A 16605-nucleotide genomic window follows, 5' to 3' on the forward strand; every position below is an offset into this window, starting at 1 on the left:
CTCAGCGTTAACAAGGGGCCCTTCCGCTACCGCAGGCGTTAATAGGGGGCCCTTCCTTACCCCGCGGAGCGTGTCGGTGGCACCGGGCAGAATGCGTCCGTGCTGGTGGCGGTGGTGGCGGACGAGCGGGGCGGCGGCGTGCTGCAACCGCTGCACGCCGACGGCACCCCGGCCGGCCCGGCCGAGGAGGTGACCGGCCTGGCCGCCGCCGTGGCCGCCCGGGAGGCCGCCGGGCACCCCCGCTGGCTCTGGGCCGCCTGGGCGGGCGTCTACCCGGCGCTGCTGCGCGCCGGGGTGCGGCTCGACCGCTGCCACGACGTCGAGCTGACCGAGGCGCTGCTGCTCGGGCACGCGGGCCGGTGGGGCGAGCCCCGCGCGCTGCCCGCCGCCTGGGCCCGGGTCACCGGCGCGCCGGTCCCGCCGGACCCGGCGCCCCGCCCGCCCGAGCCGCCCGGCCACGCCCAGGCCGCGCTGTTCGAGCCGCCGTCGGGCCCGCCGGGCCCGGGCATCACGGCGTTGACCCGGGTGTACGCCGACCAGCTCGCCCGGATCGCCGCGACCACCCACCCCGGCCGGTTCCGGCTCCTGGTGGCTGCCGAGTCGGCGGGCGCGCTGGTGGCCGCCGAGATGGGCGCGGCCGGCCTGCCCTGGCGCGCCGACGTGCACGACGCGATCCTGGCCGACCTGCTCGGCGAGCCGTCACCGGTCGGCGGGCCGCCGCGCCGGCTGGCCGAGTTGCAGGCCCGGATCGCGGACGCGTTCGGCGTACGCCAGGTGCACGCCGACTCGCCCGCGGAGCTGTTGCGGGCGTTCGCCCGCGCGGGCGTGGACCTGCCCAACACGCGCGCCTGGGTGCTGCGCGGGGTGGAGCACCCGGCGGTACCGCTGGTCCTGGAATACAAGGAGCTGTACCGGATCTGGACGGCGCACGGCTGGGCCTGGCGCGACGCCTGGGTCTCCGGCGGCCGGTTCCATCCGGAGTACGTGCCCGGCGGCGTGGTCTCCGGCCGGTGGGCGACCCGGGGCGGCGGGGCGTTGCAGATCCCGAAGGTGATCCGGCAGGCGGTGGTGGCGGACCCGGGCTGGACGTTCGTGGTGGCGGACGCGGGCCAGCTCGAACCGCGCGTGCTCGCGGCGGTCTCCGGCGACGAGCGGCTGGCCGCGGCGGGCGGCGCCGGTGACCTGTACGCCGCCCTGGCCCGGGACGCGTTCGCCGGTGACCGGGCGAAGGCCAAGGTGGCCCTGCTCGGGGCGATGTACGGGCAGACCGGCGGGGCGGCCGTGCCGGCCCTGGCGGTGCTGCGGAAGAACTATCCGACCGCGTTCGGCTACGTCGAGGCGGCGGCGCGCACCGGTGAGGCGGGCGGGCTGGTCCGGTCCTGGCTGGGGCGTACCTGCCCGCCCGGGTCGGCGGGGTTCGCCGAGGGGGAGGAGCCGATGCCGGACGGCGGGGCCGATCCGCACAGCCCGTCGGCCCGGGCGGCCCGCTCGCGGGGGCGTTTCACCCGCAACTTCGTCATCCAGGCCACCGCCGCCGAGTGGGCCTCCACGCTGCTGGCCACGCTGCGCACCGAGCTGGCCGGCACGGAGGCGGAGCTGGTCTTCTTCCAGCACGACGAGGTGATGGTGCACTGCCCGGCCGGGCAGGCGGCGGCGGTCGCCGAGGCGGTCACCGCCGCCGGCGCACGGGCCACCAGGCTGCTGTTCGGCGACACCCCGGTCCGGTTCCCGCTCGACCTGTCTTCAGTGGACTGCTACGCGGATGCGGCATAGTCACGCAATTTTCCGTTTTGCCCCGCTACTCGCCCCCGGCCGCGCTCGTTGGGCCCGGTGTGCGTACGACGGGACGGACCGGGCGGCTGTGCCCGGTCCGTCCCCTGATCGAGGGGGCACCGCTGAACCGGATCGCTGCAATGATCATCGCCGCCGGTGGCGGCCGTCGCATCGGCGGACCCGAAGCGCTGCTGCACCAGGGCGAGAAGCCCCTGGTCAGGCAGATGATCGACACGATGACCGAGGCGGGCTGCGCACAGGTCGTGGTCGTCCTGGGCGCGGCGGCCGAGCAGGTGCGGCAGACCACCGACCTGAGCGGCGCCACCGTCGTGGTCAACCGCGCCTGGGGCACCGGCGTGGGCTCCTCGATCCGGGCCGGGCTCGCCGCGCTCACCGACGACGACATCGAGGCGGTGGTCGTGGTGCCGGTGGACATGCCCGGGCTCACCGCCGCCGCGGTCCGCCGGGTCACCGCGTTGCCGTACCCGGACGTGCTGGTCTGCGCCACCTACGACGGGCTGCGCGGCTACCCGATGCTGTTCGGCCGCCGGCACTGGTCCGGCATCGCCACGCTCGCCAGCGCCGACGTGGGGGCGCGGCCGTACCTGCTGGCGCACAAGGACCAGATCGTCGACATCGCGTGCGACTCGGTGGCCGACGGCAGCCGGATCGACAGTCCCGAACTGATGGCGCTCTACGGCCTGTCCATCCCCGAACAGCGCGTCGGCGCCTGACGGCCCGAAATCCGGCTGCGCGGCCGGGCCCGTCCGTCCTACGCTCCGGCCTGTCGCCGACGACGACGGCGGCGGATCGGAGACGGGCAGATGGCGGTTCACCTGTACGCGGTCAGCCTCGACGCGGGCGACCCACGGCGGCTCGCGCGGTTCTGGTCCGGGGTGCTGGGCCGGGAGATCGTCGACGACCCGCGCGAGGGCGTGGCGCTGGGCCCCGACGCCCACAGCGACTTCCGCATCCGGTTCCTGCCCAGCGGTGCGCCGAAGACCGTGCAGAACCGGGTGCACTTCGACCTGACCAGCGCGTCGCCGCAGGCCCAGCGGGACACGGTCGACCGGGCGCTGGCACTGGGCGGGCGGCACATCGACATCGGCCAGGGCCCGGACGACGACCAGGTGGTGCTCGCCGACCCCGAGGGCAACGAGCTCTGCGTCATCGGGGCGGGCAACACCTTCCTCGCCGGCTGCGGCCCGGTCGGCGCGGTGAACTGCGACGGTACGCGGGCCGCCGGCCTCTTCTGGAGCGCGGCGCTGGGCTGGCCGCTGGTCTGGGACCAGGACGAGGAGACCGCGATCCAGTCGCCGCGCGGAGGCGCGAAGGTCACCTGGAGCGGCCCGCCGCTGATGGAGCGCGACGGCCGGGACCGCGTACACCTGGACCTGGTCGCGGCCGGTGACCGGGACGCGGAGATCGACCGGCTGCTCGCGCTCGGCGCGAGGCGGGTCGGTACGGGCCGGCACACGGCCGGCGACGTGGTACTGGCCGACCCGGACGGCACCGAGTTCTGCCTGCTGACGCCCCGGTGAGGCGGGTGCGGCCCCGGGGACCGCACCCGCATCGTCCGGTCAGCGCAGCCGCAGGCTCGGCTTCAGCGTGACCTCGAACAGCCGGTCCCACGGCAGCTCGACCCGCACCGCCGTGACCCGGTCCAGCGTCGCAAGAAGCGTTCTTCTCCTCATCGATGCTCCCTCTTCTCCGGCGCGCTCGCCGCCCGGGGGGTGGCCGGTACCAGCCGGCGGGTGATCCACAGCGGTGAGGTGACGGCGTTGCCCATCACCACCGCGTGGGCCCCCGCCTCGAAGGCCCGGCTGATCTGCTCCGTGGTGCGGTAGCGCCCTTCGGCGATCACCGGCACGGGCAGCAGCGCGGCGAGTCGCGCCACGAGCCCGAGGTCGGGCCCGTCGATCGGTGGGCCGGCCGGGGTGTAGCCGGACAGCGTGGTGGCGACCGCGTCCGCGCCGGCCTCGACGGCGGCGACGCCCTCGGCCACCGTGGACACGTCGGCCAGGACCAGCGCGTCGCTCTGCTCGTGCACCGCGCGGACGGTGTCGGCGAAGGCCCGGCCGTCGGGCCGGGGACGGTCGGTGGCGTCCACCGCGACGACGTGCGACCCGGCCCGCGCCGCCTCCAGCGCGTGCCCGGCGGTCGGGGTGATGAACACGCCTCCCGTGCCGTGCTTGTACAGCCCGATCACCGGCACGTCGACGGCGGCGCGTACCGCCCGCACGTCGTCGGGGCCGTTGACCCGGACCGCCACCGCGCCGCCACGCACCACGGCGGCCGCGACACGGGCCTGGACGTACGGGTCGCGCATCGGGTCGTCCGGGTCGTCGGGAAGGGGCTGGCAGGACACGACCAGCCCGCCGGCCAGTTCGTCCAGGACACTCACGAGATGGTTCCTCCGTCGTGGTGGATCGGTGCGGTGGCGAGCCGGGCGGCGCCCACCACCACCGCGTCGGCGCCCAGCGCCGCCGGAAGCAGTGGCACGTGCGCCCAGCCGCCGGGCAGCTCCGCCCGGTAGGCGGCCGTCGCGGCGGGCAGCAGGGTGGCGGCGGCGCCGCCGGCGACCAGGACCGTCTCGGGGTCGAGCAGGGCGACCAGCCCGGCCAGTGCCGCGCCCAGCGCGGCGCCGGCCCGGTCGACGACCTGCCGGGCGGTCTCGTCGCCGGCCGCCGCGCGTCGCGCCACCTCCCGGCCGGTGACCGGGTCACCGCCGGTGAGCGCGTACGCGGCGGCCAGGCCGGTGCCGGAGGCGATCGCCTCCAGGTGCCCGTACCGGCCGCAGCCGCAGCGCAGCCGGTGCGCGCCCGGGACGGGCAGGTGCCCGAGCTGACCGGCCGCGCCCCGGGCGCCGCCCTCGACCCGCCCGCCGCGGACGATCGCGCCGCCCAGCCCGGTGCCGACGGCGGCCAGCAGCACGTGCCCCCGGCCCCGTCCGGCACCGGCCCAGCACTCGCCGAGCGCCGCCGCGCCGACGTCGTTGGTGACGCGCACCGGCCGGCCCAGCCGCGCGGCCAGCTCGTCGGCCACCGGGGTGCCGGCCCACCCGGGCAGGCTGTCGGTCGCGTACCGGATGGTGCCGGTCGCCGGGTCGACGGTGCCCGCGGTGCCCACCCCGACCGGCCCGTGGCCGGCGGCGGTGAGCAGGTCCGCGGCCAGGCCGGCGGCGGTGTCCAGCACCGCGGCCGGCCCGCCGTGCGCGGGGGTGGGCGCCTCGCGGCGGCCGAGCACCCGCGCACCGGGATCGACCAGGGCGGCGGCGGTCTTGGTGCCGCCGATGTCGATCCCGACGACCGGCTCGGTCATCCCTTCAGACCGGTGTGCGCGAGGCCCTCGACGAACTGCTTCTGCGCGATGACGAACACCGCCAGCACCGGCAGCGCGGTCATCGACGCCGCCGCGAGCTGGACGTCCCACATCGGACCGCCGTACGCGTCGACGAACTGGGTGAGCGCCTGCGGCAGGGTGAACTTGTCCGGCGAGGACAGGAACACGATCGGTTCCAGATACAGGTTCCAGCTGTGCAGGAACGTGAAGATGGCCACCGCGCCGAGCGCGGGCCGGGACAGCGGCAGCGCGATCTTCCAGAACGTGGCGAAGCGTCCCAGTCCGTCGACCCGGGCCGCCTCCTCCAGCTCCCCGGGGAGGCTGATGAAGAACTGCCGCATGATGAACGTCGCCAGCACGCTCGGCGCCCCGAAGATCGGCACCAGGATCAGCGGCCAGTGGGTGTCGATCAGGTCGAGCTTGAAGAACATCTGGAACAGCGGCACGATCGTCACCTCGCTCGGGATGAGCAGGCCGGCGAGGACGACCAGGAACAGCACGTTCTGCCCCCGGAACCGGATCCGCGCGAACGCGTACCCGGCCAGCGACGCCACGGCCAGTGTGCCGACGGTGACCAGCAGCGCGATGTAGAGGCTGTTGAGGTACTGCTGCCCGAACGGCTGCAGCTCGAACACCCGCTGGTACGCGTCCAGCCGCGGATCGGTCGGCAGCAGCTGTGGCGGGAAGGAGAAGATGTCCGCCACCGGCTTGAGCGACGAGGTGACCATCCACCAGGTGGGGAACACGAACGGAACGGCCAGGACCATCAGCACCCCGTAGAGCACCAGCTTGGTCCGCCGGGACAGGTCACGATTCATGGAAGACCCACCTCTTGCGCATCTGCCACTGCAGCACGGTCAGCGCGAGCACGATGACGAACAGCAGGATCGACAGCGTGGCGCCGTAGCCGAAGTGATGGAACTGGAAGGCCTGCTGGTAGAGGTAGTAGACGAGCACCGTGGTCGAGGTGCCGGGCCCACCCTGGGTCAGCACCGCGATCTGCGCGAAGACCTGCAACGAGCCGACCACCGTGATGATCGACGTGAGCATGATCGTCGGGCTGATCAGGGGGACCGTGATGCGCCAGAACTGGCGCATCCGGCTCGCGCCGTCCACCTCGGCGGCCTCGTACAGCTCGGCCGGCACGCCCTGCAGGGCGGCCAGGAACAGCACCATGTTCAGGCCGACGTTCTTGAACACCTGCACGACGATCACCGACAGCATCGCGGTGCCCTCGCCGCGCAGCCAGTTGGGGCCGTCGACGCCGAGCGTGTCGAGCAGGCCGTTGACGCCGCCGTTGTCCTGCAGCAGGAAGCCCCAGACGATGGTCCACGCGACCAGCGAGACCACCACGGGGGAGAAGAACAGGGTGCGGAACACGATGGTCCCGCGCAGCTTCTGGTTGAGCAGGACGGCCAGCAGCAACGCCAGGCCGAGGTTCAGTACGACCAGGCCGACCGAGAACAGGCCGGTCGACCGCAGCACCGGGCCGAGGTTGGGGTCGTCGGCCAGCGCGGCGTAGTTGTCGGTGCCGATGTAGTCGAAGCTGCCGGCCAGCACGTTCCACTCGTGCAGGCTGTACCAGACCACGAGGACCAGGGGCAGGATCACGAAGACCACGCTGCCGAGCAGCTGCGGGGTGATGAACAGGTATCCGGTGAGCTGGTCCCGGCGGCGGGTGGTCCAGAACGGCCGGGCCCGGCCCGGGGCGGGCCCGGCAGCAGCCGGGCCCACCCTGGTGTCCGTCTGGGTCATGATCCTCGGCCCTACTTCGCCAGCAGCGGCTGGATCTTGGAGCAGACGCCGTCGAGTACGCCCTTGACGTCGGCGTCCGCCTTCCACAGCGGGTCGAGCGCGGCGCGCACCTGCTGGCTCAGCTCGGCCTGCCCGGAGTGGCTGGGCTTGACCGTGCCGTTCGTGATGCCGTCGATGACGACCTTCTGCAGCTGCTCCGGCTTGAGCTTCGGGTTCGTCTTGGCCAGCGTCTCGGCGGTCAGCTGGGACTGCCGCGGCGGCGGGAAGAACTGGGCCAGCTTCGCCGAGTTGGTGGGGTTGGTGAAGAAGGCCAGGAAGTCGGCGGCCTGCTCGGCGTGCGGGCTCTTCTTCAGCACGCCGATGCCGGCCTGGCCGACCACCGCGTACGGGCCCTTCGGGCCGGCCGGCAGCGGGACCAGGTCCCAGTCGAAGCCGTTCTCCTTCAGCAGCGAGGCGCGGGAGATCTGGGTGACGGTCATGGCCGCGTCACCGGCGAAGAAGTCGGCCGTCGTGCCGGGCCCGGGCAGCGCCTTGCCGGTGAAGATCGCCTTGTGCAGCGTGGTCATCGCCTCGACCATCTCGGGGCTGTTGAAGCCGCAGCTGCGGCCGTCCTCGCTCCACGCCTGGGCGCCCCAGCCGGTCCAGAACGTGGCCAGGTTGTCCCAGCCCTTGTAGTCGAAGTCGCGGACCACGAGCCCGGCCTTGCCCGACTTCGCCGCTGTGGCGCCGGCCGCGGCGAGCGCGGTGTCCCAGTTCCACTGCCCGGCCGCGATCAGCTCGGCCGGGGTCTTCTGCCCGGCCTTCTTGAGCATGTCGTTGTTGACGAACACGCCGAACGGCGAGGTCGAGAACGGGTACGCGAAGAGCTTCCCGTCGTTGCGCCAGAGCTTCAGCGTGGCGGGGGAGAGGTCGTCGTACTGGTAGCCGTCGGCCTTCTTCAGCGTGTCGTCGAGCGGGCGCAGCGCGCCGGAGGCGACGAAGTCCGGAGCCGAGTTCTCGAAGATCCACGCGAGGTCCGGCGCGTTGCCGCCGGCGATCTGCGTGGTCAGCGTCGTGGTGTAGTTCTCGAACGGCAGCGGATCGAACTTGATCTCCGCGACGTCCGGGTTGTTCCTGCGGTACTCGTCCGCGATCTCGTTGAACAGCTTCAGGTGCGCCTCGTTCGCCGACCAGACGGTCATCCGCAGGCTGGCCGGGCCGTCGTCCTTGGCATCGCCGCCACCGCCGCAGGCGGTCAGGGCGAGCACACCGGTCATGGTCGCCGCGACCAGGCCGGACAGTCTTCCGTATCTCACTTTCTTCTCCTCACCGGGGGTTCAGTAGCCCGCGATCCGCGGCCAGCGGCGTTCCACGCCGGCGGCCGAGATGCGGTCCGTGAATTCGGCCAGCAGGCGGGGGGTGCCGCGGACCGCGCGCGGGGACTCGCCCCGCGCAAGGCAGAAGTCGGCCAGCAGGCCGGCGACCTCACCGACGTTCCACTCGACCGGGTGCAGCCGGTAGCTGCCGTTGGTGATGTGCGTGGTGCCGATGTTCTTGCCGGCCGGCAGCAGGTTCTCCATCCGCTGCGGGATGAGCGCGCCGAGCGGGATCTCGAACGGGCAGGAGCCGACGTCGATGTAGTTGTCGCCGCCGGTCGACGGGTGCAGGTCGATGCGGTACATGCCGACGCCGACGGAGTCGGGGTAGCTCACCGCGCCGTGCTCGCCGCGTACCGCGAGGGAGAGGTCCTGCTCGACCACCGTGTACTCGGCGCGGATGCGGCGCGACTCCCGGATGTAGGGCGCCTGTGCCAGCCCGTCGGGGCTGCCGGTCACGTCGCCGCGCAGCCGCAGCCCGGGGAAGCCGGTGCCGCCGTCGGGGCGGGGCGCCTCGGTCTGGAGCCAGTACAGGACGGAGTACGACAGCTCGCGCGCCTGGGACAGGTGCCAGGACGCGTTGGGCACGTCGATGACCGGGCCCTCGAAGTAGTCGATCATCGGCCAGTTGACGAGCGTGATGTCGCTGCCGTACGTCCCGTCGACGAAGTTGCGCCGCGCCGCGATGCGCCGGAACGTCCACAGGTTGCCGTCGCCCGGGTTGAGGCGCTGGTCGGCGTTGACGCCCAGCGGGTCGTCGTCCGGGTTCGGCGTGAAGCTGCGCTCCACGATCTCCAGCGTGCGCGGGTGCGGCGACCGCCAGGACAGCAGCCGGTCGCCCCAGAAGTCGGGCTTGTAGTCGCGCCAGAAGTCGTAGCCGGCGGGACGGTCGATGGTGTGGTCGCCGTCGACGTGGTCCAGCGCGAAGCAGACGGACACCGCCTGCATGTTCAGCGGCTGCGCCTCGGCGGGTGCGCTCGGCTCACCGGTCTGCGCCTGCGACTCGAACCCGGTGACGTACTCGGTGCCGGTCAGCGGCAGCAGCTCACCGGTCTCGGTGGCGTCCAGCACGTACGGCGCCTCCACCTCGATCCGCTCGTCGCGGTCCCGGTGGGCGAGCGTGACGCCGGTGACCCGGTCGCCGTCGGTCTCGGCCGCGACCGGCCGGTACGGCTGGAGCACCGTCAGCCGCCCGGACCCCCGGTACGGCGCGAGCATCTGCTCCAGGACGGCGACCGCCACCCGGGGCTCGTGGCAGAGCCGGCTCACCCAGCCGGCGCCCGGGTTCAGGTCGGTCCACGCCCGGGACCGCTCGGTCAGCGGGTAGTGGCGGCGGTAGTAGTCGCGGATGCCGTCGCGCAACTCCCGGTAGCTCGCGGTGGCGCCGAACTGCTCGATCCAGGAGTGCTCGTCCGGCGGGACCGCCTGGCTGGTGAGCTGCCCGCCGAGCCAGTCGAACTCCTCGGTCAGGATGACGGACCGCCCGGCACGGGCCGCGGCCAGCGCCGCGGCGACACCGCCCAGTCCGCCCCCGACGACGAGGACGTCCGCACGCATTAGTACCACTTGCTTCCTTCCAGTTGCGCGGCCGGGCGTGTCAGCGCCGGTCGGCCGCCGATCCAGGGACGCCGAGGGTGTCGCCCTCGACGAGTTCGCAGGGCAGGAGCCGTTGCTGGAGGCCGTCGGCGCTGCCGTCGATGACGCCGGTCAGCACCTCGACGGCCTGGCGGCCCATCTCCTCGCGCGGGATGCGGAACCCGGTGAACGTGATGTCGGTGGGCACCGGGACGGTCGGGTCGCCGAGGGTCACGACGGACAGGCCGCCGGGCACCGTCAGCCCTTCTCGGCGGGCGGCCGACTCCAGCGCGACAGCGGTGGCGAAGTCCTCGACGAAGGCGACGGTGCTGCCGTCGGCCCGCAGGTCGTCCACGGTGGCGCCGGCGGTCTCCGCCGTCGCGGTGATCTGGCGGGCGCTCTCCGCGCCGGCCGCGCCGGCGTGGAAACCACGGCGCCGGTCGTGCGAGGACTCGGCCGCGGTGCCCATGCCCACGTACGTCAGGCGCCGGTGCCCCAGGTCCAGCGCCCGCTCCGCCAGCCGGTGGACCGCGCTGGCGTAGTCGGCGCCGACGTAGGGCACCGGTCCGCCGGCGTCGTCGCGGCGCCCGACGGCGACGTAGGGGAACCCGTCGCGGTTGAGCCGGAGCAGCTCCGCGCCGTCGATCTCCCGGCCGAGCAGGATGCATCCGTCGGCCAGGCGCAGCCGGTTGTCCTGGTGGAAGATGCGCCGCCGGCCGTCCACCACCGGGGCGCTGGTGAACAGCAGCAGGTCGCAGCCGACCCGTTCGGCGTACTCCTCGATGCCGAGCAGGAACGGGTGGAAGAAGTCCCGGCTGCCGCTGGGGAAGGCCGGCTCGTAGGTGAAGACGCCGATGATCCGGTTGAACCCGGAGGCGAGGCGGCGGGCGGCCGGGTCGGCGGCGTACCCCGTCTCGGCGATGACCTGCAACACCCGGTCCCGTGTCTCCGGCGCGATCCGGACGTCGGCGTCGGTGCGGTTGTTGAGCACCAGGGACACGGTCGCCTGGCTGACGCCGGCCATTCGCGCGATGTCACGCTGGGTGACACGCCTGGGGGGAGGAGTCACGTCGGTCCTTCCGCTGCCGCTAATGCGTATTAGCGATCGGGTCGGGATGGAGCCTCTCTGCTGTCCGGACCTCCTGTCAAGGGGTGGTCAGAAGATTTCCGCCCGATGAACTCCCTGGAGTAATGCGCATTAGCCGCCGTGCTCACCGCCCTCAGGCAGTCGTTCGAGCGGGAATCTTGACAAGAGTCAGCCGGGCGCGCGACAGTAGGCGGACCTCGGCGCTAATGCGCATTAGTGCGGCATCGCCCGCCCGTGCGGACGAGCGATGACCCCTGCACCCCTACCGAGAGTGATGCCCGGTGCCGGGCTCCACCTGCTGCCGCCCCGACGAGGCGAGGCGCTACCGTTCCGATAGGACGGTCGTGGCGCCGTCCACACGGGGAGGGGACATGGGCACCACTGTCGCTCGTCATCTCGCGGGAGCCGCGGCGGCGTGGCTCGTCGTCGTCACGGAGGCGGTCGTCGGCTACCTCGGGCTGCTGGCGTACGCGCTGGTCACCGGCGCCGACCCGGGCGGCCCGCTGGCCGGACCGCTGCTGGTGCTGATCGCGGCGTTGCTCGGCGTGGCCGCGCTGCCGCTGCTGTTCGCGCCGGCGGTCGCGCTCGGCGAGGCCGGGGGCCGGCGGCGGGCCGGTCCGGCGCTCGCGTTCGCCGGGCTCGTCGCGGTCGTGCTGGCCGCCGGGTACGCCGCCGCGGCGGCCGTCGCCACGGACGTGCCCGGCGCCCGGGTGCCTTTGGTGGCCGGGATCGCCGCGCTGCTGGTCCTCCCGCCCACGGCGGCGTACGCGCTCACCGCCCACGGTGCGGGGTGGGCGGCCCGGTTGATCCGGCGCCGGGCGGCCACGCCTCGTGCGGTGCGCGCCGAGGTGGGCTGACCTACACCTGGATGTCGAAGCGTTGCAGCACCGAGGGGGCGACCAGGCCCACCGCGGCCAGCACGGCCAGGATCGTCATCGCGGTGCGCAGCACTACCGTCTCGGCCTTGCTGCCGGTGCGCAGGGCGATCTTGTTGGGCAGGCCGATCATCGTCCACATCCGGCGTCTGATCGGGATGGGCCAGAGGATCGGCACCCCGGCCCGGGTGATCATGTCGCCGAGGATGTGCACGAAACAGCCCACCCCGACCGCGAGCCCGATCATCGGATAGCCGCGGTCGCCGGGCAGGTTGGCGAACGTGAACCAGGCAGCGGCGGCGGACACCAGCGTGACCACCACCCAGCCGGCGCGCTCGGCCCACTGGTCGAAGAGCCCGCGCAGCGCCAGGCCGATCATGAAGAAGAGGATGCCGACGACCGCCCACTTGCCGTAGTGGGCGCAGAGCGCGGTGGTGCCCCAGCCGACGAGCACGGTGAACGGGATGGTGTGGGTCAGCGTGCGGTGCCCGTTGTTGCGGCGCGGATCCTTGCTGAGCTTGGTGGCGTAGTAGACGCCGAGCGAGATCTTCTCCATCACCTCGGCGACGAAGAGGCTGACCACACCGAAGGTGCGGGCCACCGTGGCGCCGCCCTGGTTGCGGGTGACCTTCCCGGACAGGTCGAGGTCGGGGAAGAGCGCCCCACCGGCGCAGACCGCGGTGCCCACCGCCAGGGCCAGCGGTGTCTGGTGGTAGTCCGCGAACTGAGCCATCGCCCAGGAGCCGGTCAGCCACGCCGCCGCGCCCGAGAGCGCGTGGGACGGTCCCATCATCTCGGCTCGCCCTTCCCGAAGATCTTGATCCACAAAACTACGCCACTGTAGTCAGCCCGTGCGACAGCGGGGCATCAGCCGGACGGTCCACTGAGGAAGGGGTGCCGCGGGACCAGCCTCAGCCTGCCGTACGGGTGGGCCGGACCGTGCCGAGGCTCGCGCGGATGACGGCGAACTGCTTCGATGCGGCGGGCCAGTCGGCCTCGGAGGTGGTCCAGCCGAGCGTCCAGCCGGCCCGTTCGCCGGGCAGGACGCGCAACGCGCGCATCCGCTCCCCGTACGGTGCGGTCCAGAGGCACTCCCAGGCTGCCCCCGGGCCGTCGGACTCCAGCCGGACCCGCAGGTAGTGCGGCAGCCGGCCGGCCGAGGTGAGATCCCGCTCGGACGACTTCAACCGGCCCACCGGGTCACCGCCCGGGTACGGCTCGACGCCCAGGATGCGCCGTGTCGCCGGGTCCTGGAAGCAGGTGGTGTCGCCGGAGCGCAGTTGCAGCCAGCCGGCGGGCAGGGCGATACGGAAGCCGCCGGTGTCGGCGGGCCAGACCCAGCCGGCCGGAACGGTCACCGGCGGGTCGTCCGGGGGCGGCCCCTTGCGGACCGGTGTGCCGGCCACGTCGGGCCGGACGCAGGGGAACGGCGGAGGTGGCACGCCCGGCCCGGGCGGGCGTTCCCAGGGGCGGGCGACGGCCTCGGTGGAGCTGCCCGCCTGCGGCGGGTCGTCGCGGCCGCCGGTGATCGCCAGCGCGGTGCCCACACCCGTCGCCACGGCCAGCAGCACCGCTCCCAGCACCAGTCCCCAGCGGTGCAGCGGGTTCCCGCCGCCCGCGGTGAGCGGGGGATCGGCGGGGCGGGGGACACCGGCGGGCCGGGGCGGGGCGGGATGCACCGCGCCGCTGTCGACCGGCCCGCTGTGGGCGACCGGGGGAGGCTTGGTGACCGGCGCGGCGCCGGGGCCGACGATGTGCACCGGGCTGAGGGCGTCGGCGCGGGGCGCCGACTCGGGGCCGGCCGGGCTGCCCGGGTCGACGAAGCTGGTGAGGACCGTCGGACCGAGGCTGATCGGAGCCGGGCGGGCCGGCGCGCTGCGGGGCGGCTCCGGGGTCGCGTCGGAGGCGCCCTGCTCCGGCTCACCGGCCCGGCTCCGCTCCGGGTCACCGTCCCGGGCGCGACCGGGTGGCGCCGCCCGGCCCATCGCAGCCGATGCACCACCGACCACACCCGAGCCGCCGAACCCGGCCGAACCACCGGCCGCGGGCGGGCCGCCGTCCGCCTTCGGGCCGCCGCCCGGGGCCGGGCCGCCGATGACACCCGAGCCGCCGCCCACACCCGAGCCTGCGACCGCACCCGAGCCGCCGTTGGCGACCGGACGGCCGTTCGCATCCGGCCGGCCGGCCGGGGACGAGGAATCGCCTGCGTCCACGCGCCCGGCTGCCTCCGAACGGCCGGCCGGGGACGACTGACTTCCTGCGTCCGCGCGGGCGGCCGGGATCGAACGGCCGGCCGTACCGGAGGGGCTGGCCGGGCCGGGGACGCCGGCCGCGTCGCCCGGTGGTGGCGCGCTGTCGCCCTCGGTGGGCGGGGCCCATTCGCTGCGCTTCGCCGCCCGGCTCCACGCGCGGGCGGCGGCGGCCGGCGGCATCAGGTCCGGGTAGATGCCGCCCGGAGCCGCCGGGTTCCCCGGTGACCCCGGCTCGTCACCCGCCGGAACGTCGGCATCGCGGCCGCCGGCCGGCCGGTCGGACGACCCGGCGGTGGCGCGGCCCGGGGACCCGGCGGCCTCCGCGTCGGCCTCCGAAACCGCGGCGACGCCGAGCAGGCGGGCCGTCTCGCGGTGCCCGAGGCGGGTACGCGGATCGCGCCGCAGCAGCCCGGCCAGCACCGGCGTCAGCGGACCGGCGTGCGGGGCCGGGTCGGGCGGCCGGGTGGCGAGCGCGGCGAGCGTGGCCATCGCGGTGCTGCGGGCGTACGGGGAGCGGCCCTCGACCGCGGCGTGCAGCGTGGCGCCCAGCGACCACATGTCCGCCTCGACGCTCGACACGCCTTCGGCGGCCCGCTCCGGGGCCACGTACTGGGGGGAACCGAGGACCAGGCCGGGCCGGGTCATCGCGCCGTCGCCGCCCTCGAACACGGCCAGCCCGAAGTCGGTGAGCAGCACCCGCCCGTCCCGGGCCAGCAGCACGTTCGCGGGCTTGACGTCCCGGTGCAGCACCCCCGCGTCGTGCGCGGCGCGCAGCGCGGCGAGCACGGACAGGCCGATCTCGGCGGCCCGTCCGGGCGGCAGCGGCCCGTCGCTCTCGATGATCTCCTGGAGCGAGCGGGACGGGACGTACTCCATGATCAGCCAGGGCTCGCCCTGGACCCGGACCACGTCGTAGACGCGCACCACGTTGGGGTGGTTGAGCCGCGCGGACGTCCGCGCCTCGCGCAGCGTACGGGCGCGCAGCTCGTCCCGCTCGTTCTCGGCGAGCCAGTTCGGCGGCACGACCTGCTTCACCGCGACCTCGCGTTGCAGCTCCTCGTCGCGTGCCCGCCAGACCTGGCCCATCCCGCCGCGGCCGACCAGTTCGAGCAGGCGGTACCGCCCGGCGATCACTACCTCCCGCACCGCACTCCTCACCGCTGGTCAGTGGTCCACAATAGCCAACGGATCGGACGGTACCTATCGCATGTCAGTGCGTCATTCCCCTAACTCGCCGCGCCGGCGAGCAGGTTCCCCTCCGGGACGGCGATCGGGGACCGGTCGCCGGCCAGCAGGGCGGTGGCCCGGCGGGCCTGGAACGCGTCGTGGTCGCGGCGGGCGGCGGCGTAGCTGCCGGCGGTCCGGGCGGCGATCGCGGACCAGGTGTACCGCCGGCTGACCATGGTCCGGGCCTTGCGTGCGACCCGCCGGGCGAAGACCTCGTCGGCGAGCAGCCGGTCGACGGCACCGGCCAGGGCGTCCGGGTCGCCGTGCGGGAACGTCACGCCGGTGACGCCGGGCTCGACGATCTCGGCCAGCCCGCCGGTACGCGCCACCGCCAGCGGCGCGCCGGCGGCGGCCGCCTCCAGCGCGATCATGCCGAACGGCTCGTAGAGGCTGGGGATGACCGTGGCGTCGGTGGCGGCGAGCACCGCGGGCAGCTGGGTGGCGTCCATGAAACCGGCGAACCGGACCGTGTCCCCGAGGTGCAGCCGCCGTGCCTGGTCGACCAGTTCGTCCTTGTACGGCCCGTCCCCGGCGATCACCACCCGCAGGCCGGGGTGCCGCTTCGCCAGGTGCGGCACGGCGTGCACCAGGTGCTGCACGCCCTTCTCGTAGACCAGCCGGCCGGCGTACCCGACGAGCGGACCGCCCGCGGCGAAGCGGGCCCGGGCGGAGGCGACCGCGTGCGGCCGGGCCCGCCAGGCCCGGTCGTCGACGCCGTTGGCGACCACGTCGATGCGCCCGGACGGTACGCCGAACAGCCGGGCCACCTGGTCGCGCATGTATCCGGAGCAGGCGATCACCCGGCCGGACTCGCCGGCGAGCCAGTGTTCGACGCCGTGGATGGTGCGGTTCATCTCCTCGGGCAGCCAGCCCTGGTGCCGGCCCGCCTCGGTGGCGTGGATGGTGGTGACCAGCGGGACGTCGAGGTGTTCGCGCAGCGTCATCGCGGTGTGTGCGACGAGCCAGTCGTGGGCGTGGATGACGTCGTAGGAGCCGGCGGAGGCGGCGCGCAGCGCGGCCCGGGTCAGGGTGTGGTTGAACGCCATGGTCCAGGCCAGCAGCGAGCCGGTGGCCAGGGGGAAGCGGACCGGGTCCTCGGCGGCGCGGACGATGCGGACGCCGTCGGCGTACTCCTCCAGGGGTGCGCCCTCGGCGTGGCGGGTGACGACTGTGACCTCGTGCCCGGCGGCGGCCAGCGCCACGGAGAGCGCGTGGACGTGGCGGCCGAGGCCGCCGACGAGCACCGGCGGGTACTCCCAGGAGAGCAGCAGCACCCGCAGGCGCCGGGCGGGCTGGATGTCGATCACTTCGGCGTCAGCTGACACGCGGCCCCCTTTGAGTTGTGGCGTCCCCACCTGAGGCGG

The 16605-nt window shown here is 74.1% G+C and carries 14 protein-coding genes; 4 read left to right on the forward strand and 10 right to left on the reverse strand.

Translation table 11 applies throughout. The annotated features are described in order from the left end of the window. Positions 1-99 precede the first annotated feature (99 nt). From ABIH81_RS18290 to ABIH81_RS18300, 3 genes are all read left to right on the forward strand, one after another. Entirely contained in the window at positions 100-1773 is a 1674-nt protein-coding gene (locus tag ABIH81_RS18290) for a bifunctional 3'-5' exonuclease/DNA polymerase (RefSeq protein ID WP_349876106.1), read from the forward strand. 140 nt (positions 1774-1913) lie between these two features. After that, on the forward strand, positions 1914-2507 hold the full coding sequence (locus ABIH81_RS18295) for a nucleotidyltransferase family protein (RefSeq protein WP_349876107.1): 594 nt from the start codon (positions 1914-1916) through the stop codon (positions 2505-2507). A gap of 90 nt (positions 2508-2597) precedes the next feature. Beyond that, a complete protein-coding gene (locus tag ABIH81_RS18300) occupies positions 2598-3314 on the forward strand; it encodes a VOC family protein (RefSeq protein WP_349876108.1) in 717 nt (238 codons plus the stop codon). A gap of 149 nt (positions 3315-3463) precedes the next feature. Here ABIH81_RS18300 and ABIH81_RS18305 read toward each other — a convergent pair whose 3' ends face one another. The 7 genes from ABIH81_RS18305 to ABIH81_RS18335 are packed head-to-tail and all read right to left on the reverse strand — an operon-like array spanning position 3464 to position 10824. Then, positions 3464-4177 carry a putative N-acetylmannosamine-6-phosphate 2-epimerase gene (locus tag ABIH81_RS18305; protein ID WP_349876109.1) on the reverse strand — a complete coding sequence of 238 codons (714 nt, stop codon included), beginning with the start codon at positions 4175-4177 and terminating at the stop codon, positions 3464-3466. Continuing rightward, on the reverse strand, positions 4174-5094 hold the full coding sequence (locus ABIH81_RS18310) for an ROK family protein (RefSeq protein WP_349876110.1): 921 nt from the start codon (positions 5092-5094) through the stop codon (positions 4174-4176). Before ABIH81_RS18310 ends, ABIH81_RS18305 begins: the two co-directional genes overlap by 4 nt. Further along, the gene (locus tag ABIH81_RS18315; protein ID WP_013287328.1) at positions 5091-5933 is read right to left on the reverse strand and encodes a carbohydrate ABC transporter permease; all 843 of its coding nucleotides are present in this window, start codon (positions 5931-5933) and stop codon (positions 5091-5093) included. The genes ABIH81_RS18310 and ABIH81_RS18315 overlap by 4 nt, the downstream gene beginning before the upstream one ends. After that, positions 5923-6870: a sugar ABC transporter permease gene (locus ABIH81_RS18320; protein ID WP_128138132.1), complete on the reverse strand. Its 948-nt coding sequence runs from the start codon at positions 6868-6870 to the stop codon at positions 5923-5925. Before ABIH81_RS18320 ends, ABIH81_RS18315 begins: the two co-directional genes overlap by 11 nt. A gap of 11 nt (positions 6871-6881) precedes the next feature. Continuing rightward, positions 6882-8165, reverse strand: a complete 1284-nt coding sequence (locus ABIH81_RS18325; protein ID WP_349876111.1) for a sugar ABC transporter substrate-binding protein — start codon at positions 8163-8165, stop codon at positions 6882-6884. 21 nt (positions 8166-8186) lie between these two features. Beyond that, a complete protein-coding gene (locus ABIH81_RS18330; RefSeq protein WP_349876112.1) occupies positions 8187-9782 on the reverse strand; it encodes an FAD-dependent oxidoreductase in 1596 nt (531 codons plus the stop codon). Between the two features lie 40 nt (positions 9783-9822). Further along, the gene (locus ABIH81_RS18335) at positions 9823-10824 is read right to left on the reverse strand and encodes a LacI family DNA-binding transcriptional regulator (RefSeq protein WP_349876113.1); all 1002 of its coding nucleotides are present in this window, start codon (positions 10822-10824) and stop codon (positions 9823-9825) included. A 434-nt stretch (positions 10825-11258) separates the two neighbouring features. Here ABIH81_RS18335 and ABIH81_RS18340 point away from each other — a divergent pair, with 434 nt between their 5' ends. Beyond that, positions 11259-11744, forward strand: coding sequence for a hypothetical protein (locus tag ABIH81_RS18340; protein ID WP_349876114.1), 486 nt, complete (start codon positions 11259-11261; stop codon positions 11742-11744). Between the two features lies 1 nt (position 11745). Here ABIH81_RS18340 and ABIH81_RS18345 read toward each other — a convergent pair whose 3' ends face one another. The 3 genes from ABIH81_RS18345 to ABIH81_RS18355 form a co-directional block, all read right to left on the reverse strand. After that, positions 11746-12555 (reverse strand): metal-dependent hydrolase, encoded by an 810-nt coding sequence (locus tag ABIH81_RS18345; protein WP_349876115.1) that lies wholly within the window; start codon positions 12553-12555, stop codon positions 11746-11748. 118 nt (positions 12556-12673) lie between these two features. Further along, positions 12674-15160, reverse strand: coding sequence for a protein kinase (locus ABIH81_RS18350; protein ID WP_349876116.1), 2487 nt, complete (start codon positions 15158-15160; stop codon positions 12674-12676). An 80-nt stretch (positions 15161-15240) separates the two neighbouring features. Next, entirely contained in the window at positions 15241-16566 is a 1326-nt protein-coding gene (locus ABIH81_RS18355; protein ID WP_349876117.1) for a glycosyltransferase family 4 protein, read from the reverse strand. Positions 16567-16605: the final 39 nt, after the last annotated feature.

It is taken from the genome of Micromonospora sp. HUAS YX12 (assembly GCF_040215685.1).
Lineage (GTDB): Bacteria > Actinomycetota > Actinomycetes > Mycobacteriales > Micromonosporaceae > Micromonospora > Micromonospora tulbaghiae.